Genomic DNA, 21,610 nt, shown 5'->3' with positions numbered 1-21,610 from the left:
CCGCGCTTCAGCAAATTGGGTATGTGACAGTTTTCGGTGTTTTGTGAGATTCGAACTTTCGGTTCGTTTCGTCTTCACACACCGCAATCTGGCCTTTCGACGCAAATTGCTTGGGTGTTATATGGTCAAGCCTCACGGGCAATTAGTATTGGTTAGCTCAACGCCTCACAGCGCTTACACACCCAACCTATCAACGTCGTAGTCTTCGACGGCCCTTCAGGGGACTCAAGGTCCCAGTGAGATCTCATCTTGAGGCAAGTTTCCCGCTTAGATGCTTTCAGCGGTTATCTTTTCCGAACATAGCTACCCGGCAATGCCACTGGCGTGACAACCGGAACACCAGAGGTTCGTCCACTCCGGTCCTCTCGTACTAGGAGCAGCCCCTCTCAAATCTCAAACGTCCACGGCAGATAGGGACCGAACTGTCTCACGACGTTCTAAACCCAGCTCGCGTACCACTTTAAATGGCGAACAGCCATACCCTTGGGACCGGCTTCAGCCCCAGGATGTGATGAGCCGACATCGAGGTGCCAAACACCGCCGTCGATATGAACTCTTGGGCGGTATCAGCCTGTTATCCCCGGAGTACCTTTTATCCGTTGAGCGATGGCCCTTCCATACAGAACCACCGGATCACTAAGACCTACTTTCGTACCTGCTCGACGTGTCTGTCTCGCAGTCAAGCGCGCTTTTGCCTTTATACTCTACGACCGATTTCCGACCGGTCTGAGCGCACCTTCGTACTCCTCCGTTACTCTTTAGGAGGAGACCGCCCCAGTCAAACTACCCACCATACACTGTCCTCGATCCGGATAACGGACCTGAGTTAGAACCTCAAAGTTGCCAGGGTGGTATTTCAAGGTTGGCTCCACGCGAACTGGCGTCCACGCTTCAAAGCCTCCCACCTATCCTACACAAGCAAATTCAAAGTCCAGTGCAAAGCTATAGTAAAGGTTCACGGGGTCTTTCCGTCTAGCCGCGGATACACTGCATCTTCACAGCGATTTCAATTTCACTGAGTCTCGGGTGGAGACAGCGCCGCCATCGTTACGCCATTCGTGCAGGTCGGAACTTACCCGACAAGGAATTTCGCTACCTTAGGACCGTTATAGTTACGGCCGCCGTTTACCGGGGCTTCGATCAAGAGCTTCGCGTTAGCTAACCCCATCAATTAACCTTCCGGCACCGGGCAGGCGTCACACCCTATACGTCCACTTTCGTGTTTGCAGAGTGCTGTGTTTTTAATAAACAGTCGCAGCGGCCTGGTATCTTCGACCGGCGTGGGCTTACGGAGCAAGTCCTTCACCCTCACCGGCGCACCTTCTCCCGAAGTTACGGTGCCATTTTGCCTAGTTCCTTCACCCGAGTTCTCTCAAGCGCCTTGGTATTCTCTACCCAACCACCTGTGTCGGTTTGGGGTACGGTTCCTGGTTACCTGAAGCTTAGAAGCTTTTCTTGGAAGCATGGCATCAACCACTTCGTGTTCTAAAAGAACACTCGTCATCAGCTCTCGGCCTTAGAATCCCGGATTTACCTAAGATTCCAGCCTACCACCTTAAACTTGGACAACCAACGCCAAGCTGGCCTAGCCTTCTCCGTCCCTCCATCGCAATAACCAGAAGTACAGGAATATTAACCTGTTTTCCATCGACTACGCTTTTCAGCCTCGCCTTAGGGACCGACTAACCCTGCGTCGATTAACGTTGCGCAGGAAACCTTGGTCTTTCGGCGTGGGTGTTTTTCACACCCATTGTCGTTACTCATGTCAGCATTCGCACTTCTGATACCTCCAGCAAGCTTCTCAACTCACCTTCACAGGCTTACAGAACGCTCCTCTACCGCATCACCCGAAGGTGATACCCGTAGCTTCGGTGTATGGTTTGAGCCCCGTTACATCTTCCGCGCAGGCCGACTCGACTAGTGAGCTATTACGCTTTCTTTAAAGGGTGGCTGCTTCTAAGCCAACCTCCTAGCTGTCTAAGCCTTCCCACATCGTTTCCCACTTAACCATAACTTTGGGACCTTAGCTGACGGTCTGGGTTGTTTCCCTTTTCACGACGGACGTTAGCACCCGCCGTGTGTCTCCCATGCTCGGCACTTGTAGGTATTCGGAGTTTGCATCGGTTTGGTAAGTCGGGATGACCCCCTAGCCGAAACAGTGCTCTACCCCCTACAGTGATACATGAGGCGCTACCTAAATAGCTTTCGAGGAGAACCAGCTATCTCCGAGCTTGATTAGCCTTTCACTCCGATCCACAGGTCATCCGCTAACTTTTCAACGGTAGTCGGTTCGGTCCTCCAGTCAGTGTTACCTAACCTTCAACCTGCCCATGGATAGATCGCCCGGTTTCGGGTCTATTCCCAGCGACTAGACGCCCTATTAAGACTCGCTTTCGCTACGCCTCCCCTATTCGGTTAAGCTCGCCACTGAAAATAAGTCGCTGACCCATTATACAAAAGGTACGCAGTCACCCAACAAAGTGGGCTCCCACTGCTTGTACGCATACGGTTTCAGGATCTATTTCACTCCCCTCTCCGGGGTTCTTTTCGCCTTTCCCTCACGGTACTAGTTCACTATCGGTCAGTCAGTAGTATTTAGCCTTGGAGGATGGTCCCCCCATATTCAGACAAAGTTTCTCGTGCTCCGTCCTACTCGATTTCATGACCAAGAGATTTTCGCGTACAGGGCTATCACCCACTATGGCCGCACTTTCCAGAGCGTTCCGCTAATCTCAAAGCCACTTAAGGGCTAGTCCCCGTTCGCTCGCCACTACTAAGGGAATCTCGGTTGATTTCTTTTCCTCAGGGTACTTAGATGTTTCAGTTCCCCTGGTTCGCCTCTTGCACCTATGTATTCAGTACAAGATAACCATCTTATGATGGCTGGGTTCCCCCATTCAGACATCTCCGGATCAAAGTCTGTTTGCCGACTCCCCGAAGCTTTTCGCAGGCTACCACGTCTTTCATCGCCTCTGACTGCCAAGGCATCCACCGTATGCGCTTCTTCACTTGACCATATAACCCCAAGCAATCTGGTTATACTATGAAGACGACATTCGCCGAAAATTCGATTGAGCTCCTAAGAGCAACTCACAAATTTTACCTTAGCCTGATCCGTTACCAGTGAAAGTAACGTTCAGTCTATCTTTCTATCACATACCCAAATTTTTAAAGAACGAACTAGTCAAAGACTAGAAATCAACATTCACCATCGTCTCGATGGAATGCTCATTTCTAAGCTTTATACAATCAGAAGCAGTTAGTGGTGGAGCCAAACGGGATCGAACCGTTGACCTCCTGCGTGCAAGGCAGGCGCTCTCCCAGCTGAGCTATGGCCCCGTATTTCTACAGGCGTTTCCCACACAAAATTGGTGGGTCTGGGCAGATTCGAACTGCCGACCTCACCCTTATCAGGGGTGCGCTCTAACCAACTGAGCTACAGACCCAATTTCGAGCTGCTAAGGCCGACCTCACCCTGCTCTTTACCACAAAGCACGGGGTGCGCTCTAACCAACTAAGCTACAACCCTTTTGGCTGCTTCTTATCGTCTTCTTCAATGAATCAAGCAATTCGTGTGGGAACTTATGGAGCAGCTGAGTCGTCGATTAAGGAGGTGATCCAGCCGCAGGTTCCCCTACGGCTACCTTGTTACGACTTCACCCCAGTCATGAATCACACCGTGGTAACCGTCCTCCCGAAGGTTAGACTAGCTACTTCTGGTGCAACCCACTCCCATGGTGTGACGGGCGGTGTGTACAAGGCCCGGGAACGTATTCACCGCGACATTCTGATTCGCGATTACTAGCGATTCCGACTTCACGCAGTCGAGTTGCAGACTGCGATCCGGACTACGATCGGTTTTGTGGGATTAGCTCCACCTCGCGGCTTGGCAACCCTCTGTACCGACCATTGTAGCACGTGTGTAGCCCAGGCCGTAAGGGCCATGATGACTTGACGTCATCCCCACCTTCCTCCGGTTTGTCACCGGCAGTCTCCTTAGAGTGCCCACCATGACGTGCTGGTAACTAAGGACAAGGGTTGCGCTCGTTACGGGACTTAACCCAACATCTCACGACACGAGCTGACGACAGCCATGCAGCACCTGTCTCAATGTTCCCGAAGGCACCAATCCATCTCTGGAAAGTTCATTGGATGTCAAGGCCTGGTAAGGTTCTTCGCGTTGCTTCGAATTAAACCACATGCTCCACCGCTTGTGCGGGCCCCCGTCAATTCATTTGAGTTTTAACCTTGCGGCCGTACTCCCCAGGCGGTCAACTTAATGCGTTAGCTGCGCCACTAAGAGCTCAAGGCTCCCAACGGCTAGTTGACATCGTTTACGGCGTGGACTACCAGGGTATCTAATCCTGTTTGCTCCCCACGCTTTCGCACCTCAGTGTCAGTATCAGTCCAGGTGGTCGCCTTCGCCACTGGTGTTCCTTCCTATATCTACGCATTTCACCGCTACACAGGAAATTCCACCACCCTCTACCATACTCTAGCTTGTCAGTTTTGAATGCAGTTCCCAGGTTGAGCCCGGGGCTTTCACATCCAACTTAACAAACCACCTACGCGCGCTTTACGCCCAGTAATTCCGATTAACGCTTGCACCCTCTGTATTACCGCGGCTGCTGGCACAGAGTTAGCCGGTGCTTATTCTGTCGGTAACGTCAAAACACTAACGTATTAGGTTAATGCCCTTCCTCCCAACTTAAAGTGCTTTACAATCCGAAGACCTTCTTCACACACGCGGCATGGCTGGATCAGGCTTTCGCCCATTGTCCAATATTCCCCACTGCTGCCTCCCGTAGGAGTCTGGACCGTGTCTCAGTTCCAGTGTGACTGATCATCCTCTCAGACCAGTTACGGATCGTCGCCTTGGTGAGCCATTACCTCACCAACTAGCTAATCCGACCTAGGCTCATCTGATAGCGCAAGGCCCGAAGGTCCCCTGCTTTCTCCCGTAGGACGTATGCGGTATTAGCGTTCCTTTCGAAACGTTGTCCCCCACTACCAGGCAGATTCCTAGGCATTACTCACCCGTCCGCCGCTGAATTCAGGAGCAAGCTCCTGTCATCCGCTCGACTTGCATGTGTTAGGCCTGCCGCCAGCGTTCAATCTGAGCCATGATCAAACTCTTCAGTTCAAACATCTTTGGGTTTTGAGAAAACCCTAAACTTGGCTCAGCAATCGTTGGTTACATCTTTGATTTCTCGCGGAGTAACTTGTGATGCTGATAATCTGTTGACTAGCAGTCTGACTCCACAAGCACCCACACGAATTGCTTGATTCAGTTGTTAAAGAGCGGTTGGTTAAGATCTTTCGTCTCAACCGAGGCGCGCATTCTACAGCAGCCTCATTTGCTGTCAAGTGATTATTTTCAGAAGTTTTCCAAGTTTCCTTTTCAACTTCAACCACTTGCGCTTCAGATCTCTCATCAGCGGGAGGCGAATTCTACAGCGTTACACGCTGCTGTCAACACCTCTTTTTCAACTTCCTTTTGGCTTCGATGAACTGAAGCAACCTGCTGCCGAAACCTGCCTAACTCGTTGTTTACCAAGGAGTTTTCCGTTTCGACTGCGCCGGAAGTGGGGCGAATTATAGACTTCCAGAATCTGCCGTCAAGCACTGATTTAGGTTTTCTATCAACAAGTTGCAGAAAGCACCAAAACCACTCAAAGGAAGCCTATATAGAGGAGCCGAAACACCCCTCTATATAGAAGAGACCTATCAGAGAACGCCCGAAGCCTTGAATGCGGACACCGCCCCGGCATCCAGGCCCAACACCCGCTGCAAAACTTCCAGCGTGTGCTCACCCAGCAGAGGAGGTGCAAAACGGTACTCCACCGGCGTTTCCGACAGTCGAATCGGGCTCGCCACCTGAGGCACCATCCCGGCCAGCGCATGCGGCAGCTCGATAGCCAACCCACGCGCCTTCACCTGAGGGTCGGCAAACATCTGCGCCACGTCATTGATAGGCCCGCACGGCACGCCAGCCTGTTCCAGCTGCGCCACCCACTCAGCGGTCGTCTTGAACACCGTTGCCTGGCGGATCAGCGGAATCAGTACTGCCCTGTTTGCCACCCGCAGCTTGTTGGTCGCAAAACGCGGATCGTCCGCCCACTGCGGCTGCCCGGCCACTTCCGCGAACTTGCGGAACTGCCCATCGTTGCCGACGGTAAGGATGAAATCGCCATCAGCCGTAGGAAAATCCTGATAGGGCACGATGTTCGGATGAGCATTACCCAGGCGTTTAGGCGCATTGCCTGTCGTCAGATAGTTCATTGCCTGGTTGGCCAGACAAGCCACCTGCACGTCCAGCAGAGCCATATCGATATGCTGACCACCGCCGTCGTGGTCCCGATGCGCAAGCGCAGCCAGGATCGCAACAGTCGAATACAGCCCGGTCAGGATGTCCGTCAGCGCTACGCCAACCTTCACCGGCCCCGCGCCTTCTTCGCCTTCAGGTCGCCCCGTCAGGCTCATGAGGCCGCCCAGCCCCTGGATCATGAAGTCATAACCCGCACGCTTGGCGTAAGGACCAGTTTGGCCGAACCCGGTGATCGAGCAATAGATCAGATCCGGATTGATCGCCTTCAGCGATTCATAGTCCAGGCCATAAGCCGCCAGACCGCCGACCTTGAAGTTCTCGATCAGGATGTCCGACTTGGCCGCCAGATCACGCACCAGCTTCTGCCCTTCAGGGCGAGTGAAGTCGATGGTGACCGATTGCTTGTTGCGATTGGCCGACAAGTAATAGGCGGCCTCGCTGGTATTCTCGCCATAAGCGTCTTTAAGGAACGGCGGTCCCCAGGCGCGCGTGTCATCGCCGTTACCCGGACGCTCGACCTTGATCACTTCGGCGCCAAGGTCGGCCAGGATCTGCCCGGCCCATGGCCCGGCCAGCACCCGCGATAAATCCAGTACCCGTAGATGCGATAGCGCGCCCATGGACGTTCTCCTTAATAGAACGCCTGGAGGCCAGTTTGCGCACGACCGAGGATCAGCGCATGGACGTCATGAGTACCTTCATAGGTGTTCACCACTTCCAGGTTGACCAGGTGACGCGCGACACCGAATTCATCGGAGATGCCGTTGCCGCCCAACATATCGCGAGCCATGCGCGCGATGTCCAGGGACTTGCCGCAAGAGTTGCGCTTCATCATCGAGGTAATTTCGACTGCAGCGGTCCCTTCGTCCTTCATACGACCCAGACGCAGGCAGCCTTGCAGCGCCATGGTGATTTCAGTCTGCATGTCGGCCAGCTTCTTCTGGATCAACTGAGTGGCGGCCAGCGGGCGACCGAACTGTTGACGATCCAGGGTGTACTGGCGAGCGGTGTGCCAGCAGAACTCGGCTGCACCCAGCGCACCCCAGGAGATGCCGTAACGTGCCGAGTTGAGGCAAGTGAAAGGACCTTTCAGGCCACGGACATCCGGGAAAATGTTCTCTTCCGGCACGAACACGTTGTCCATCACGATTTCACCGGTGATCGATGCCCGCAGGCCCACCTTGCCGTGAATCGCCGGAGCACTCAGGCCTTTCCAGCCTTTCTCCAGAACGAAGCCGCGAATGTCGCCGGCATCGTCCTTGGCCCAGACCACGAACACATCGGCAATCGGGCTGTTGGTGATCCACATCTTGCTGCCGGTGAGGCTGTAGCCGCCTTCCACTTTGCGCGCACGACTGATCATCGCGCCCGGGTCGGAGCCGTGGTTAGGCTCGGTCAGGCCGAAGCAGCCGATCCACTCGCCCGACGCCAGTTTCGGCAGGTACTTTTGCTTCTGCGCTTCGGTACCGAATTCATTGATTGGCACCATCACCAGCGAGGACTGCACGCTCATCATCGAGCGATAGCCGGAGTCGATGCGCTCGACTTCACGGGCGATCAGGCCGTAGCTGACATAGTTCAGGCCGCTGCCACCGTACTGCTCGGGGATGGTTGCGCCCAACAGGCCGATCTCGCCCATTTCGCGGAAGATCGCCGGATCGGTCTTCTCATGGCGGAAAGCTTCAAGAATGCGCGGTGCAAGGCTCTGCTGAGCAAACTGCGCAGCCGTGTCGCGAATCATGCGTTCTTCTTCAGTGAGCTGTTGATCCAGCAGCAGGGGATCGATCCAGTTGAAGCTAGCTTTACCGCCCATGAGTGTGTCCTCTCGAATTGGGTCAAATAACGTGGACTGATCCTAGGCCCGGATCGGCGCTACGGCAAACGAGGATTTTGCATACTGTTGTGCTAATTTCTCACTCCGAAACGTCGCGAAAGAGCCTTTATGCGATGTATTAGTGAGGTTGACGTACATGCGCAGAAAGATACCCAGCACCACCGCCCTGATCAGCTTCGAGGCAGCGGCGCGCCACGAGAGCTTCACCAAGGCCGCCCAGGAACTTTCGCTGACTCAAGGGGCGATTTGCCGACAGATCGCCAGCCTTGAAGAGTTCCTCAGCGTGGAACTGTTCCGACGCTCGCGGCGCGGGGTCAAGCTGACGGAAGCTGGTCTCTCCTACAGCCGTCGAGTGGCTACCCAACTCGATGCGGTTGAGCGCGACACCCTGTCCGTGATGGGCCAGCAGGGCACCAACGTGATCGAGTTGGCCGTGGTTCCGACATTCGGCACCCAATGGCTGCTGCCGCGACTCAAGGACTTCCAGCAAAAGCACCCGGAGGTGACGGTCAACCTGACCAACCGCACGCGGCCGTTCCTGTTCGCCGACACTGATTTTGATGCCGCCATCTACTTCGGTGACGCGGATTGGTCGGGTACAGAATCCCACAGGCTGATGGGTGAAAATCCGATGCCCGTTTGCAGCCCCAACCTGCTCGGAAACAAAACCAGTCTGACGCCCGGCGAAATCGCCGACTTACCTCTCCTGCAACAAACCACCCGCCCCTATGCCTGGCGCCAATGGTTCGACTCCCAACACCTGAATGTCCCACGAGACATGACAGGCCCCCGCTACGAGCTATTCTCCATGCTCGCCCAAGCGGCCATGCACGACATGGGCATTGCCCTGATTCCGCCGTTCCTGATTCAAAGGGAGTTGAAAGAGAAACGCCTGGTGATCGCCAACCCGCAAGCACTGTCCAGCATCAAGGCTTACTACCTGATGATTCCTGAGCGGAAGGTCGAATCCGCGTCTTTAAGGGCATTTCGTGACTGGCTGGTAAATCAGGCGCACAGCTACAGCCTAGAGGGGTAGAGGCTCTTCATGATTATTTGACCTCGTAGTCAGCAAAATAAAAGCCCTACAGATATACGTATTTGTCGCATACCAGCAAACTGTATCGAAAAGTCGTACAAACGTCCCACAAGCGCCTGACAACGCGGCTTTGCGCCACTATTTCGAGGCGATGCCGCATCATTCATACGGCCGATGTGTAAATTCTTCAATTTCGGCCAGAATCCTTGAAAAGCACGGTCTGCAAGGGATTGAGCCGGTTGGTTGCGACATTCGGTCACGGGGTGACTTGTAGTTAATTTTCCGTCACCCGTCATAATCCCTTGAAGGGCACAAAGTTCGCCTGCAAAATGCCGCGCCCCGCCCTGATTTGGCGGGATCGTGCTGATCGGCCGCCCCAGCCGCACCATCCGTAGTGCATGGGTTTACTCTATAAGATCACGCAGGAGATTTGACGTGCACATTGGTGTTCCTCTCGAAACCCAGACCGGTGAAACACGGGTTGCTGCAACCCCGGAAACCATCAAGAAGCTGATCGGCCAGGGCCATAAGGTCACTGTACAAAGCGGCGCCGGTATTAATGCCAGCGTTGTCGACAGTGCCTATGAAGCGGCAGGCGCAAGCATTGGCAGCGCCAACGATGCGTTTGGTGCAGAGCTGATTTTGAAGGTGGTCGCTCCCAGCGACAGCGAGCTCGCACTGATCAAGAGCGGCACCATAGTGGTGGGCATGCTCAATCCGTTCAGCAATGAAACCATCGCCAAAATGGCCGAATGCGGGATTACCGCCTTTGCCCTGGAAGCCGCGCCTCGTACCTCCCGTGCTCAGAGCCTGGACGTACTGTCGTCGCAAGCCAACATCGCCGGTTACAAGGCTGTGTTGCTGGCCGCTCACTACTATCCGCGCTTCATGCCGATGTTGATGACCGCTGCGGGCACTGTGAAAGCGGCGCGCGTGCTGATCCTCGGTGCCGGCGTGGCCGGTTTGCAGGCCATCGCTACCGCGAAACGCCTGGGGGCGGTGATCGAAGCGTCTGACGTGCGTCCTGCGGTAAAAGAGCAGATCGAATCCCTCGGCGCCAAGTTCGTCGACGTGCCTTACGAGACCGACGAAGAGCGTGAATGCGCCGTCGGTGTCGGCGGTTACGCCCGTCCGATGCCGGCCAGCTGGATGCAGCGCCAGGCCGCCGCGGTGCACGAACGCGCCAAGCAGGCTGACATCGTTATCACCACCGCGCTGATTCCCGGCCGCAAGGCACCAACCCTGTTGAGCGCGCAAACCGTGGCCCAGATGAAACCGGGTTCGGTGGTCATCGACCTGGCGGCAGCCCAGGGCGGCAACTGCCCGCTGACCGTGGCCGATCAGGTGGTCGTCGAAAATGGCGTGACCATCGTTGGCCCGACCAACCTGGCCAGCGCCGTGGCGGCTGACGCTTCGGCGCTGTACGCCCGCAACCTGCTGGACTTCATGAAACTGTTGTTCGATAAAGAAGGACAACTGGTGATCAACCTTGAAGACGATATCGTCGCCGCGTGCCTGATGTGCCGCGACGGCCAGATCGTGCGCAAGAACGGCTGAGGATAAAAACAATGGAAGACATGCTGATCTCTGACGGTATCTACAACCTGATCATCTTCGTGCTGGCTATCTATGTCGGGTACCACGTGGTCTGGAACGTGACACCTGCACTGCACACGCCACTGATGGCGGTGACCAACGCCATCTCGGCCATCGTGATCGTCGGTGCCATGCTGGCAGCGGCTTTGACCGTGACCCCGCTGGGCAAGACCATGGGCACCCTGGCCGTGGCCCTGGCCGCGGTCAACGTGTTTGGGGGCTTCCTGGTGACCCGGCGCATGCTGGAAATGTTCAAGAAAAAAGCGCCTGCGGCAAAAGCTCCGGCAGCCAAAGCCGCAGCAGCCAAGGCTGAGGTGCAGCAAGCATGAGCATGAACCTGGTTACTTCCCTGTATTTGATCGCCTCGGTCTGCTTCATCCAGGCGCTCAAGGGCCTCTCGCATCCCACCACGTCGCGTCGTGGCAACCTGTTCGGCATGCTCGGCATGGGCCTGGCGATCCTCACCACGGTCGGCCTGATCTACAAGCTCGGCGCCGAGCTTGCACATGACGGGATCGTCTACGTGATCGTCGGCCTGCTGATCGGCGGCACTGCCGGGTCGATCATGGCCAAACGCGTTGAAATGACCAAGATGCCGGAGCTGGTCGCCTTCATGCACAGCATGATCGGCCTGGCGGCGGTGTTCATCGCCGTGGCTGCCGTGGTCGAGCCGCAGTCGCTGGGCATCGTCAAGCAACTCGGTGACGCGATCCCGGCCGGTAACCGCCTGGAACTGTTCCTCGGTGCCGCCATCGGTGCAATCACCTTCTCCGGTTCGGTGATCGCGTTCGGCAAGCTGTCGGGCAAGTACAAGTTCCGCCTGTTCCAGGGTGCACCGGTACAGTTCACTGGCCAGCACAAGCTGAACCTGCTGCTGGGCCTGGCCACACTGGGCCTGGGCGTGACCTTCATGCTCACCGGTGACTACACCGCTTTCGCCGTGATGCTGGCCCTGGCCTTCGTGCTCGGCGTGCTGATCATCATCCCGATCGGCGGCGCGGACATGCCAGTGGTCGTGTCGATGCTCAACAGCTACTCCGGCTGGGCAGCGGCGGGTATCGGCTTCTCGCTGAACAACTCGATGCTGATCATCGCCGGCTCGCTGGTGGGCTCAAGCGGTGCAATCCTCTCGTACATCATGTGCAAGGCGATGAACCGCTCCTTCTTCAATGTGCTGCTCGGTGGCTTCGGCAATACAGCGGATGCGGCCGGCCCGGCAGGTTCGAAAGAAGCCCGTCCGGTGAAATCCGGTTCGGCTGACGACGCGACCTTCCTGCTGACCAACGCCGACACCGTGATCATCGTGCCGGGCTACGGCCTGGCGGTAGCGCGGGCACAGCATGCGCTGAAGGAGCTGACCGAGAAGCTGACCCACCGCGGCGTGACCGTGAAGTATGCGATCCACCCGGTTGCCGGTCGTATGCCCGGCCACATGAACGTGTTGCTGGCCGAGGCCGAAGTGCCTTACGACCAGGTGTTCGAGATGGACGACATCAACTCCGAGTTCGGCCAGGCCGACGTGGTGCTGGTGCTGGGCGCCAATGACGTGGTCAACCCGGCCGCCAAGAACGATCCGAAATCGCCGATTGCCGGCATGCCGATCCTCGAAGCGTTCAAGGCCAAGACCATCATCGTCAACAAGCGCTCGATGGCCAGCGGCTACGCCGGCCTGGACAACGAACTGTTCTACCTGGACAAAACCATGATGGTGTTCGGCGACGCTAAAAAGGTCATCGAAGACATGGTCAAAGCCGTCGACTAACCCTCTGCGGCACACGGAACGCCCCGACTCGTCGGGGCGTTTTTGTTTGCGCAAATCGTCGGACAAACTATCCTTTTGTTACCGATCCGGTAACGGTGTTTTGCTTGAAAGGCCCGAAATAGACGCCTCGATTGCGACCTTGGTAGCGGGACAGAAGCTGGCGCAATTCACTAGACTGCACGTCCTGCTACCTGTTGCCCGAGATAACAATCCATGTACCGTGACCGTATTCGCCTGCCTTCGTTGTTGGACAAAGTGATGAGCGCTGCCGACGCTGCCGCTCTGATTGAGGACGGCATGACTGTCGGCATGAGTGGCTTTACTCGCGCAGGCGAAGCCAAGGCCGTCCCCCAGGCGCTGGCCGAGCGTGCCAAGGTCACGCCGCTGAAGATCAGCCTGATGACCGGCGCAAGCCTGGGCAACGACCTCGACAAGCAGTTGACCGAAGCCGGTGTGTTGTCACGACGCATGCCGTTCCAGGTCGACAGCACCCTGCGCAAGGCGATCAATGCCGGTGAAGTCATGTTCATCGACCAGCACTTGTCGGAAACCGTGGAGCAATTGCGCAACCAGCAATTGAAACTGCCGGACATTGCCGTGATTGAAGCCGTAGCGATCACCGAGCAAGGGCATATCGTGCCAACCACCTCGGTCGGCAACTCGGCCAGCTTCGCGATTTTCGCCAAGCACGTGATCGTCGAGATCAACATGGCGCACAACCCGAATCTCGAAGGCTTGCACGACATCTATATTCCGACCTACCGTCCGACCCGTACGCCGATTCCGCTGGTCAAGGTCGACGATCGCATTGGCAGCACCGCCATCCCGATTCCACCGGAAAAAATCGTCGCCATCGTGGTCACCAACCAGGCTGACTCGCCCTCCACGGTGCTGGCGCCGGACGCCGAGACCCAAGCCATTGCCGATCACCTGATCGACTTCTTCAAACAGGAAGTGGCAGCCGGGCGCATGACCAACAAGCTCGGCCCGCTACAGGCCGGCATCGGCACCATTGCCAACTCGGTGATGTGCGGCCTGATCGACTCGCCGTTCGAAGACCTGACGATGTATTCCGAGGTGCTGCAGGACTCGACCTTCGACCTGATCGATGCGGGCAAGCTGAGTTTTGCTTCGGGCAGTTCGATCACCCTGTCGAGCCGCCGCAATGCCGACGTGTTCGGCAATCTGGAGCGCTACAAAGACAAACTGGTTCTGCGCCCGCAGGAGATTTCCAACCACCCTGAAGTCGTGCGCCGCCTTGGCATCATCGGCATCAACACGGCACTGGAGTTCGACATCTATGGCAACGTCAACTCCACTCACGTCTGCGGCACGCGGATGATGAACGGCATCGGTGGCTCGGGTGACTTCGCGCGCAACGCGCACTTGTCCGTGTTCGTGACCAAGTCGATCGCCAAGGGCGGTGCGATCTCCAGCGTGGTGCCGATGGTCAGCCATGTTGACCACACCGAACATGACGTCGACATCCTCGTGACCGAAGTGGGCCTGGCAGACTTGCGCGGCCTGGCGCCTCGGGAGCGTGCCCGGGTCATCATCGACAAGTGCGTGCACCCGGATTACCGCCAGGCGCTGAATGATTACTTCACCGCCGCGTGCGCCATCGGCGGGCACACCCCGCACATCCTGCGTGACGCCCTGAGCTGGCACATCAACCTGGAAGAAACCGGGCAAATGCTGAAGAAGTAATTGGTACAGATAGCAGCTGGCGCAAACACAGTTTCGTCAGCTTGCTCTTGCCTCCTCGGAATATGAAAAAACTGTACTGCTGTACTGGTCATTTCTGAGGGATAATTCCTACCTTACTGAGCAAAAACAGCATTTTCGCACCTTAATAGTGCGCATAGGTACAGTTGCCTCAATTTCGACCAGTACACCCCCTATAAACAGTTAACTGAGCTCTCACAATACAGATGAACTGTATCTACAGAGACTAGGCAAACGAGAGGATCATGGGCACCAGTTAAACCACTACCTAATCCCGCCATAAGCGGAAGGATGACCACCATGGAACGTACACTCAGTTCCGATCTGTTCTTCGAAGACACTGCTGCAAAAACCCAGGCTTCCCTGCCTCTGCGCGTTATCGCCAACCTGATGCTGTGGCAGCGCCGCATCACCAGCCGCCATCAACTGGCTCGTCTGGATTCGCGTCTGCTGGCTGACGCCGGGATTAGCGAAGCACAACGCTACGAAGAGCTGAGCAAGCCGTTCTGGCGCTAAGTTAGCGTCGCTGGCTCTGACCTGAAGGGTCCACCGCCAGCAACCCGAATTGAAAAAACAAGACCCGTCGTGGGAAACCACGACGGGTTTTGTCGTTTCAGGGGAAGAAAGAAAAAAGCAGTACAGTTTAAATAAAATTAAATTACACCTGAACAGTTAATCCGCCAGATTTGATACAGTCTGGAAACTTCGCCAGATCAACACGATCAGACTGTCGCGGCGTCACGCACAGACAGCTAATATCAATCAGAATCTGGCGGGCTACGAGCGTCTGACTCAGCAGACACTGCGCCATCTTCCAATCGGCTTACCCTAGGAGTTACACCATGTCCCGACTTCGCCTGCTCAGCGCTGCAGCCCTGCTTGCCGTGGCTGCCAATTCCCACGCCACCAGCTTTATCGTGACCACCGACGCAGTCGTTGGGGCACTCAAATCCAGTTCCGATGCGACGTCCAACATCACGTCTTCGTTCAAAGATGACAAGATCGTGCTCGCAGCGCGTGACGACGCCGCCAGCTTCGTTGCCAGCGAAGGCTCCATCCGCGGGGTGAAACTGGAAAGCGCGCTCGACCATATTCGTCATCAGGTACCCCAGTTGAACGCAACCGATACACAACTGGCGCAGGCGATCCTGACGATCTGATCGACTGTTCTGGCCGGGGACACGCTCGACGTGTCCCATTATTTCCGTGCTGGCTCTAGAATGGGCCTTGCGCTAGCCTTGGGACTCACTTTTAACTGTCGAGTCTCATGCGTTTTCTTGCAAATCTGTTGATCACTCCAGTCATGATTACTGCCGCCTGTTCAGGCTCAGCCCACGCTTACGACGCCTTTAACCTGTCAACCCAAGGGATCGTGGCCAGTGGATATGCCACAAGCATGGTGACCTCCGCCCCCTTCGACCATAAACTGCTGCTCGCGGCCCAAGATGACGCCGCGGCATTCATTGCCAGTGACGGCCAACTAAGAGGCGCACGACTGGAGTCGGCCCTGCGCTATCTGCGCCGAACCCAGGCAAAACTTCATGCCAGCGACCTTGAACTGGCACAAGCAATTCTCGTCCAATAGTTATCCCTGTTTTTTCTGGAGTCATTCCATGCGTAACCCGCTGATTGCTGCCACCTTAGGCCTGCTGCTGTTGGCCGATGTGGCCCAGGCACATACTCTGGTTGCCACCAGTAATATTCTGATCCGTGCTACCCAGCGCACCCTCGATTTCACCTCCGACACCACCACGTCCATTCGCGATTCGAAAATCGTGCGCGAAGCCCAGGACGACGCCGCCAGTTTCGTTGCCAGCAATGGCGACATTCGTGGCGCTCACCTGGAATCCGCCTTCGATTTGCTGCGCACCCGCGTGCCGGAAGCTCGTGACGCCAGTGACCAGGATCTCGCCGAAGCCATCCTCGCACTGTGAAGTGTCCAGGTGCCTGGCTGCTGGCCGGGGCCCTGTTGCTGCTCGGCAACACGGCCCACGCTGGCCTTCAATTACAGCTCAAGACCGAAGGTCTGACTCCCGCGCAACAGCAAGCCAGCCAGGCGTTGCTCGATGAAGCCGTGCAGGCACTGCCGCCACGCTTTGTCGAGCAACTCGATCGACGCATCGACGTCGGCTGGACCGATGACATGCCGAGAAATGCCTACGGTCAGGCGACACTGGTGTCCGAACTCGATTTGAACCGCAACCTGCTGGCCGGCCTCACCGATGGCAGCGCCGCGACCAAAAAAACCCAGCGCCCCCATGGCACCGTGCGCCGGGAAATGCTGGCCACGGTGTTGCACGAGCTGACTCACATCTACGATCGCTCACGCCTGTGGCCAAAGGCGGAGCGCACTCTGATTCAACGCTGTACCCGCCAAGACAGCAGCTCAGGGCTGGTCGGCATCCCCGACCAATGCCGCGGCCAGACCGGCCGTCGCTTTACCCTCAGCGATGATCCACGCCTGCTCGACCTCGCCGGCTGGCCGCAATACGTCGGCCGTCGTGGCGAGCGCGAACAGTACAACCGGCAGATCGCGCGCAGCCCGGACATCTACGAGACGAGCAGCCCCAAGGAGTTCGTCGCAGTCAATATGGAGTACTTCCTGCTCGATCCGAGCTACGCCTGCCGTCGTCCCGCACTGTACCGCTACTACAAAGAGCACTTTGGCTGGGCGCCCGCTGCCAAAAACGCTTGCGGCAAAACCGTCGCCTTCCTCAATGCCGGCAGTGATTTCGCCAAAACACCACTGGGACAGGTCGATCCGGAACGGGTTTACGCCATCGACTACCTGCTGGCCGAGGCTAACCAGAACTTGTTCAGCTACTGGGGTCACAGCATGTTGCGCCTGGTCATTTGTGCACCGGGCCGACCTCGCGGACCGGATTGCCGACTGGACCTGGACCAGCATCTGGTGCTGTCGTACCGCGCATTTGTCGGTGATGTGCAGATGTCGAGCTGGAATGGGCTGGTCGGTAAGTACCCATCGCGCCTGTTTGTCCTGCCGCTTTCCCAGGTAATCGACGAATACACCAAGACCGAGTTGCGCAGCCTGGCCTCAGTACCACTGAACCTGTCGCGCCGCGAGATCGAAGATGTGGTGGAGCACGCCGCCGAAATGCACTGGAGCTACGACGGCAACTACTTCTTCCTGTCCAACAACTGTGCGGTAGAAGGACTGAAACTGCTGCGTAGCAGCACTAACAACCCGCAACTGGTTGGTCTGGACAACATCATGCCCAACGGCATGCTCGAAGTGCTCAAGGGTCGTGGTCTGGCCGATACCAGTGTGCTGGATGATCCTCGCGAAGCATTGCGCCTGGGTTATCGCTTCGACTCCTTCCGTGATCGCTACCAAGCGATGTTCGAAGTGTTGAAAAAGCAGATGCCGATCAAACAGGAAACTGTCGAAGAGTGGCTGGATTTGAAAGCCGCAGAGCGGCGGCAATGGTTCGAACAGGCTGATTTGCGTACTAGCGCAGCATTGCTGCTGCTGGAACAGGCGAGTTTCCGTCGACAGATGTTGCTGGCCCAGGACGAAGTGAAGCAACGCTATCTGGGCGCTCGGGAGCTGAAAAACGGCGGTATGGACAAAGCCAACGAGACGCTGAAGCAGATTCTCGCCAACAGCGGCTTCCTCAGCCGCCCGGCAGAGCTGCTGGGGACCGCGGGTTACGGGTTGCCACAACCGAACGAGTGGGAGCATCTGGAAGCGGAAAGCAGCCAGCGCCAGAAGCAGCTCCTGGCGCTGTCCGGGGATCTGGACAAGGAGGTGAGGGCGTTGCTTGAACCGGGCCGCGCCGCCGAAATGGCCGCTAACGAGGCCAACGTGAAGCAGATTGGTGAACACCTGCGCAAACTGCACAAGGCATCAGGCGGGATAGAGTTGCCTTGATACCGCAACCTTGTGGGAGCAAGCTTGCCCCCACAAGGTTTACAGCGTTCAGGTGCTTTACCTTCAGCTGATGCGAGCCTTACGCACGCCTTCGGCCAACGCCGAGCACAGGCTCAGCACGCCATCCACGGCTTGTTCCGGGGAGGTGGCATTGGCGATGTGATCGATCAACGCCGAGCCCACCACAACACCATCGGCCAGACGTGCAATGGACGCCGCCTGTTCCGGAGTCCGGATACCGAAACCGATGCTGATCGGCAGGTCGGTATGGCGACGCAGACGGGCGACCGCTTCCTCGACGTGTTCCAGCGTGGCGGCACCGGCGCCGGTCACACCGGCCACCGAGACGTAGTAGACGAAGCCGGAGCTGCCGTTGAGAACGGTCGGCAGGCGCACATCGTCGGTGGTTGGCGTGGTCAGGCGAATGAAGTCCAGGCCCGCGGCCTGTGCCGGGTCGCACAGCTCGCCGTTATGCTCGGGCGGCAGGTCGACCACGATCAGGCCGTCAACACCGGCCTCCTTGGCTTCGGCGATGAAGCGCGGTACGCCGTACATGTGGATCGGGTTGAAGTAACCCATCAGCACCAGCGGCGTTTCGTTGTTGTCCTGGCGGAACTCGCGAACCATTTGCAGGGTTTTCGCCAGATTCTGCTTGGCACCCAACGCACGGATGTTGGCGAGCTGGATTGCCGGGCCATCAGCCATCGGGTCGGTGAAGGGCATGCCCAACTCGATCACGTCGGCGCCAGCCGCCGGCAAACCCTTGAGGATGGCCAGGGAGGTGTCATAGCCCGGGTCGCCAGCGGTCACGAAGGTCACCAGGGCGGCGCGGTTCTGTTCCTTGAGTTCGGCAAAACGCGTTTGCAGGCGGCTCATCAGTGTTTCTCCTGCTTTGATTGTTCCATGTGGTGCATCACGGTCTGCATGTCTTTGTCGCCACGACCGGACAGGTTGACCACCATCAGGTGATCTTTTGGCAAGGTCGGTGCGCGCTTGAATACTTCAGCCAGGGCGTGGGCGCTTTCCAGGGCAGGGATGATCCCTTCCAGGCGGCAGCACTGGTGGAACGCAGCGAGGGCTTCGTCGTCGGTCACCGAGGTGTACTGAACGCGGCCGATATCATGCAACCATGCGTGTTCCGGACCAATGCCCGGGTAGTCCAGGCCAGCGGAGATCGAGTGGGCGTCGATGATCTGGCCGTCGTCGTCCTGCAGCAGGAAAGTACGATTGCCGTGCAGGACGCCTGGAACGCCACCATTGAGGCTGGCTGCATGCTTGCCGGTCTCGATGCCGTAGCCGGCGGCTTCGACGCCGATGATCTCGACACTCTTGTCGTCGAGGAACGGGTGGAACAGGCCCATGGCGTTGGAACCACCGCCAATGCACGCCACCAGGCTGTCCGGCAGGCGACCTTCCTGGGCTTGCAGCTGTTCGCGGGTTTCCTTGCCGATCACGGCCTGGAAGTCGCGAACCATTGCCGGGTAAGGGTGCGGACCGGCCACGGTGCCGATCAGGTAGAAAGTGCTGTCGACGTTGGTCACCCAGTCACGCAGGGCTTCGTTCATCGCGTCTTTCAGCGTGCCGGTACCGGCTACCACCGGGATCACTTCGGCACCCAGCAGCTTCATGCGGAACACGTTGGCCTGCTGACGCTCAATGTCAGTGGTGCCCATGTAGATCACGCAATCCAGACCGAAACGCGCAGCGACGGTGGCGGTGGCCACACCGTGCATGCCGGCGCCGGTCTCGGCGATGATGCGCTTTTTGCCCATGCGCCGCGCCAGCAGGATCTGGCCGATGCAGTTGTTGATCTTGTGCGCGCCGGTGTGGTTCAGCTCTTCACGCTTGAGGTAGATCTTCGCGCCGCCACAGAACTCGGTCAGACGCTCGGCGAAGTACAGTGGGCTCGGACGCCCGACGTAGTCGCGCTGGAAGTAGGCCAGTTCTTCCTTGAATGCAGGATCTTCCTTGGCCAACTCGTATTCGCGGGCCAGGTCGAGGATCAACGGCATCAGGGTTTCGGCAACATAACGGCCGCCGAACGCGCCAAACAGGCCGTTGGCATCAGGGCCGTTGCGCAGATTAGTCTGGGTCATGGGGCGCTCCAGTTGAATGCGTGAAGTGATGCATAAAGAGATAGTGGGCTTCACTCTACCCCTGACGCCCCGACCTGAAAACCGATAAGATCGCCACAACCTGTCAGGAAAACTCACAGATCAAATGAGCCATGACCTTCCTCCGCTGAACGCGCTTCGAGCCTTCGAAGCCACTGCCCGCCTGAACAGCGTCAGTCAGGCGGCCGAACAGTTGCACGTCACCCACGGTGCGGTCAGCCGGCAACTCAAGGTGCTTGAAGAGCACCTCGGCGTAAGCCTGTTCATCAAGGACGGTCGCGGCCTGAAACTCACAGATGCCGGATTACGCCTGCGTGACGCCAGCAGCGAAGCCTTCGAGCGCCTGCGCAGCGTTTGCGCCGAACTCACACAAAGCACAGCCGATGCGCCATTCGTGCTCGGTTGCTCGGGAAGCCTGCTGGCGCGCTGGTTTATCCCGCGATTGGGGCGGCTCAATGCCGACCTGCCGGACTTGCGCCTGCACCTGTCGGCCGGAGAAGGCGATCTCGATCCGCGAAGACCGGGGCTGGATGCCTTGCTGGTATTTGCCGAGCCACCCTGGCCGGCGGACATGCAGGTTTTTGAGCTCGCCAGCGAACGCATCGGCCCGGTCATGAGCCCGCGGTTCGTCGGCTATGAACGGCTCAAGCAGGCGCCGGAAACCGCGCTGCTGAGCGAACCCTTGCTGCACACCACCTCACGCCCGCAAGCCTGGCCGAACTGGGCGCAACCACGCGGCCTCGACGCCAGGGCGCTGAAGTACGGTCAGGGATTTGAACATTTGTATTATTTGCTGGAAGCCGCCGTCGCAGGTCTGGGCGTGGCGATTGCCCCCGAACCCTTGGTGACGGAGGACTTGAAGGCCGGCCGCCTGGTTGCGCCTTGGGGCTTCAGTGAAACCCCGGCACAACTGGCGTTGTGGCTACTCAAGCGCGCCGCGGACGGGCGCGCCCGACAACTGGCGCAGTGGCTCAAGAACGAACTGCGTCGCGCGGATTAATCACGCTTGCACAACAGATAAGCGGCCAGCAGGCCCAATGCACCCACGGCGACACCGGCTGTTGTCCAGGGGTGTTCCTGGGCGTAGTCCCGGGTGGCAATCCCGGTTTCGCGGGTTTTGACCTTGACCTCCTCATAAGCATCGGCAAGCAGATGGCGCGAGTGCTTCAAGGCATTCTCGGCGTTGCTTTTCAGGGTATTGAGGGTTTTACGCGACTCGTCCGAGGCGTCGCCCTTCAGGCTTTCCAAAGACTTGAGCAGACTCTCGATCTCGGCTTCCATGCTTTGCAATGAGGCTTTGCGTAACGAGGTGTTGGCCATGGT

At 57.5% G+C, this 21,610-nt stretch carries 16 protein-coding genes, 2 tRNA genes and 2 rRNA genes; 11 read left to right on the top strand and 9 right to left on the bottom strand.

Annotated elements, in window-relative coordinates; all coding sequences use genetic code 11:
* Positions 1-121 precede the first annotated feature (121 nt).
* From WHX55_RS00560 to WHX55_RS00535, 6 genes are all read right to left on the bottom strand, one after another.
* A 23S ribosomal RNA gene (locus WHX55_RS00560) occupies positions 122-3,015 on the bottom strand.
* A 248-nt stretch (positions 3,016-3,263) separates the two neighbouring features.
* Positions 3,264-3,339, bottom strand: a tRNA-Ala gene (locus WHX55_RS00555).
* Positions 3,340-3,369: 30 nt separating this feature from the next.
* Positions 3,370-3,446 (bottom strand) — tRNA-Ile (locus WHX55_RS00550).
* Between the two features lie 160 nt (positions 3,447-3,606).
* Positions 3,607-5,143, bottom strand: a 16S ribosomal RNA gene (locus WHX55_RS00545).
* The 16S and 23S rRNA genes sit together here with 2 tRNA genes alongside, the layout of an rRNA operon.
* A gap of 584 nt (positions 5,144-5,727) precedes the next feature.
* Positions 5,728-6,948: a CaiB/BaiF CoA-transferase family protein gene (locus WHX55_RS00540; RefSeq protein WP_353741810.1), complete on the bottom strand. Its 1,221-nt coding sequence runs from the start codon at positions 6,946-6,948 to the stop codon at positions 5,728-5,730.
* Positions 6,949-6,959: 11 nt separating this feature from the next.
* A complete protein-coding gene (locus WHX55_RS00535; RefSeq protein ID WP_046043971.1) occupies positions 6,960-8,141 on the bottom strand; it encodes an acyl-CoA dehydrogenase in 1,182 nt (393 codons plus the stop codon).
* A 157-nt stretch (positions 8,142-8,298) separates the two neighbouring features.
* Here WHX55_RS00535 and WHX55_RS00530 point away from each other — a divergent pair, with 157 nt between their 5' ends.
* The 10 genes from WHX55_RS00530 to WHX55_RS00485 all read left to right on the top strand — a co-directional run bounded on the left by WHX55_RS00530 (position 8,299) and on the right by WHX55_RS00485 (position 18,173).
* Complete coding sequence (locus WHX55_RS00530) at positions 8,299-9,198, top strand: LysR family transcriptional regulator (RefSeq protein ID WP_150753713.1); 900 nt, start codon at positions 8,299-8,301, stop codon at positions 9,196-9,198.
* A gap of 435 nt (positions 9,199-9,633) precedes the next feature.
* Entirely contained in the window at positions 9,634-10,755 is a 1,122-nt protein-coding gene (locus WHX55_RS00525; RefSeq protein WP_353741809.1) for a Re/Si-specific NAD(P)(+) transhydrogenase subunit alpha, read from the top strand.
* Between the two features lie 11 nt (positions 10,756-10,766).
* Positions 10,767-11,123 carry an NAD(P) transhydrogenase subunit alpha gene (locus tag WHX55_RS00520; RefSeq protein WP_150728424.1) on the top strand — a complete coding sequence of 119 codons (357 nt, stop codon included), beginning with the start codon at positions 10,767-10,769 and terminating at the stop codon, positions 11,121-11,123.
* Positions 11,120-12,556, top strand: a complete 1,437-nt coding sequence (locus WHX55_RS00515; RefSeq protein WP_353741808.1) for an NAD(P)(+) transhydrogenase (Re/Si-specific) subunit beta — start codon at positions 11,120-11,122, stop codon at positions 12,554-12,556. Before WHX55_RS00520 ends, WHX55_RS00515 begins: the two co-directional genes overlap by 4 nt.
* A 213-nt stretch (positions 12,557-12,769) precedes the next feature.
* Positions 12,770-14,263, top strand: coding sequence for an acetyl-CoA hydrolase/transferase family protein (locus WHX55_RS00510; protein WP_150728198.1), 1,494 nt, complete (start codon positions 12,770-12,772; stop codon positions 14,261-14,263).
* 318 nt (positions 14,264-14,581) lie between these two features.
* Positions 14,582-14,797, top strand: a complete 216-nt coding sequence (locus WHX55_RS00505; protein ID WP_007969750.1) for a DUF1127 domain-containing protein — start codon at positions 14,582-14,584, stop codon at positions 14,795-14,797.
* Positions 14,798-15,123: 326 nt separating this feature from the next.
* Entirely contained in the window at positions 15,124-15,441 is a 318-nt protein-coding gene (locus tag WHX55_RS00500) for a DUF2388 domain-containing protein (RefSeq protein ID WP_353741807.1), read from the top strand.
* A 107-nt stretch (positions 15,442-15,548) separates the two neighbouring features.
* Positions 15,549-15,866 (top strand): DUF2388 domain-containing protein, encoded by a 318-nt coding sequence (locus tag WHX55_RS00495; protein WP_150728196.1) that lies wholly within the window; start codon positions 15,549-15,551, stop codon positions 15,864-15,866.
* A gap of 28 nt (positions 15,867-15,894) precedes the next feature.
* On the top strand, positions 15,895-16,215 hold the full coding sequence (locus WHX55_RS00490; protein WP_057712574.1) for a DUF2388 domain-containing protein: 321 nt from the start codon (positions 15,895-15,897) through the stop codon (positions 16,213-16,215).
* Positions 16,212-18,173, top strand: a complete 1,962-nt coding sequence (locus WHX55_RS00485; RefSeq protein WP_353741806.1) for a DUF4105 domain-containing protein — start codon at positions 16,212-16,214, stop codon at positions 18,171-18,173. Before WHX55_RS00490 ends, WHX55_RS00485 begins: the two co-directional genes overlap by 4 nt.
* Positions 18,174-18,236: 63 nt before the next feature.
* Here the strand turns inward: WHX55_RS00485 and trpA are convergent, their stop codons facing one another.
* A complete protein-coding gene (gene trpA / locus WHX55_RS00480) occupies positions 18,237-19,049 on the bottom strand; it encodes a tryptophan synthase subunit alpha (protein ID WP_008045880.1) in 813 nt (270 codons plus the stop codon).
* Positions 19,049-20,269: a tryptophan synthase subunit beta gene (trpB, locus tag WHX55_RS00475; RefSeq protein ID WP_008002146.1), complete on the bottom strand. Its 1,221-nt coding sequence runs from the start codon at positions 20,267-20,269 to the stop codon at positions 19,049-19,051. The genes trpA and trpB overlap by 1 nt, the downstream gene beginning before the upstream one ends.
* Positions 20,270-20,393: 124 nt before the next feature.
* Between trpB and WHX55_RS00470 the strand changes: the two genes are divergently transcribed.
* Positions 20,394-21,287, top strand: a complete 894-nt coding sequence (locus WHX55_RS00470; protein ID WP_353741805.1) for a LysR family transcriptional regulator — start codon at positions 20,394-20,396, stop codon at positions 21,285-21,287.
* Here the strand turns inward: WHX55_RS00470 and WHX55_RS00465 are convergent.
* Positions 21,284-21,607: a DUF883 family protein gene (locus WHX55_RS00465; RefSeq protein WP_150728191.1), complete on the bottom strand. Its 324-nt coding sequence runs from the start codon at positions 21,605-21,607 to the stop codon at positions 21,284-21,286. The genes WHX55_RS00470 and WHX55_RS00465 overlap by 4 nt on opposite strands.
* Between the last annotated feature and the right edge of the window lie 3 nt (positions 21,608-21,610).

It is taken from the genome of Pseudomonas fluorescens (assembly GCF_040448305.1).
GTDB classification, from domain to species: Bacteria; Pseudomonadota; Gammaproteobacteria; order Pseudomonadales; family Pseudomonadaceae; genus Aquipseudomonas; species Aquipseudomonas fluorescens_BH.
This window is presented reverse-complemented; position numbering and strand designations above follow the sequence as displayed.

Excerpts from the sequence above, each read along its gene's own strand:
- WHX55_RS00540 (WP_353741810.1), bottom strand. The coding sequence starts at position 6,948 with ATGGGCGCGCTATCGCATCTACGGGTACTGGATTTATCGCGGGTGCTG.
- WHX55_RS00535 (WP_046043971.1), bottom strand. The coding sequence starts at position 8,141 with ATGGGCGGTAAAGCTAGCTTCAACTGGATCGATCCCCTGCTGCTGGAT.
- WHX55_RS00530 (WP_150753713.1), top strand. The coding sequence starts at position 8,299 with ATGCGCAGAAAGATACCCAGCACCACCGCCCTGATCAGCTTCGAGGCA.
- WHX55_RS00520 (WP_150728424.1), top strand. The coding sequence starts at position 10,767 with ATGGAAGACATGCTGATCTCTGACGGTATCTACAACCTGATCATCTTC.
- WHX55_RS00515 (WP_353741808.1), top strand. The coding sequence starts at position 11,120 with ATGAGCATGAACCTGGTTACTTCCCTGTATTTGATCGCCTCGGTCTGC.
- WHX55_RS00510 (WP_150728198.1), top strand. The coding sequence starts at position 12,770 with ATGTACCGTGACCGTATTCGCCTGCCTTCGTTGTTGGACAAAGTGATG.
- WHX55_RS00505 (WP_007969750.1), top strand. The coding sequence starts at position 14,582 with ATGGAACGTACACTCAGTTCCGATCTGTTCTTCGAAGACACTGCTGCA.
- WHX55_RS00500 (WP_353741807.1), top strand. The coding sequence starts at position 15,124 with ATGTCCCGACTTCGCCTGCTCAGCGCTGCAGCCCTGCTTGCCGTGGCT.
- WHX55_RS00495 (WP_150728196.1), top strand. The coding sequence starts at position 15,549 with ATGCGTTTTCTTGCAAATCTGTTGATCACTCCAGTCATGATTACTGCC.
- WHX55_RS00490 (WP_057712574.1), top strand. The coding sequence starts at position 15,895 with ATGCGTAACCCGCTGATTGCTGCCACCTTAGGCCTGCTGCTGTTGGCC.
- trpA (WP_008045880.1), bottom strand. The coding sequence starts at position 19,049 with ATGAGCCGCCTGCAAACGCGTTTTGCCGAACTCAAGGAACAGAACCGC.
- trpB (WP_008002146.1), bottom strand. The coding sequence starts at position 20,269 with ATGACCCAGACTAATCTGCGCAACGGCCCTGATGCCAACGGCCTGTTT.
- WHX55_RS00470 (WP_353741805.1), top strand. The coding sequence starts at position 20,394 with ATGAGCCATGACCTTCCTCCGCTGAACGCGCTTCGAGCCTTCGAAGCC.
- WHX55_RS00465 (WP_150728191.1), bottom strand. The coding sequence starts at position 21,607 with ATGGCCAACACCTCGTTACGCAAAGCCTCATTGCAAAGCATGGAAGCC.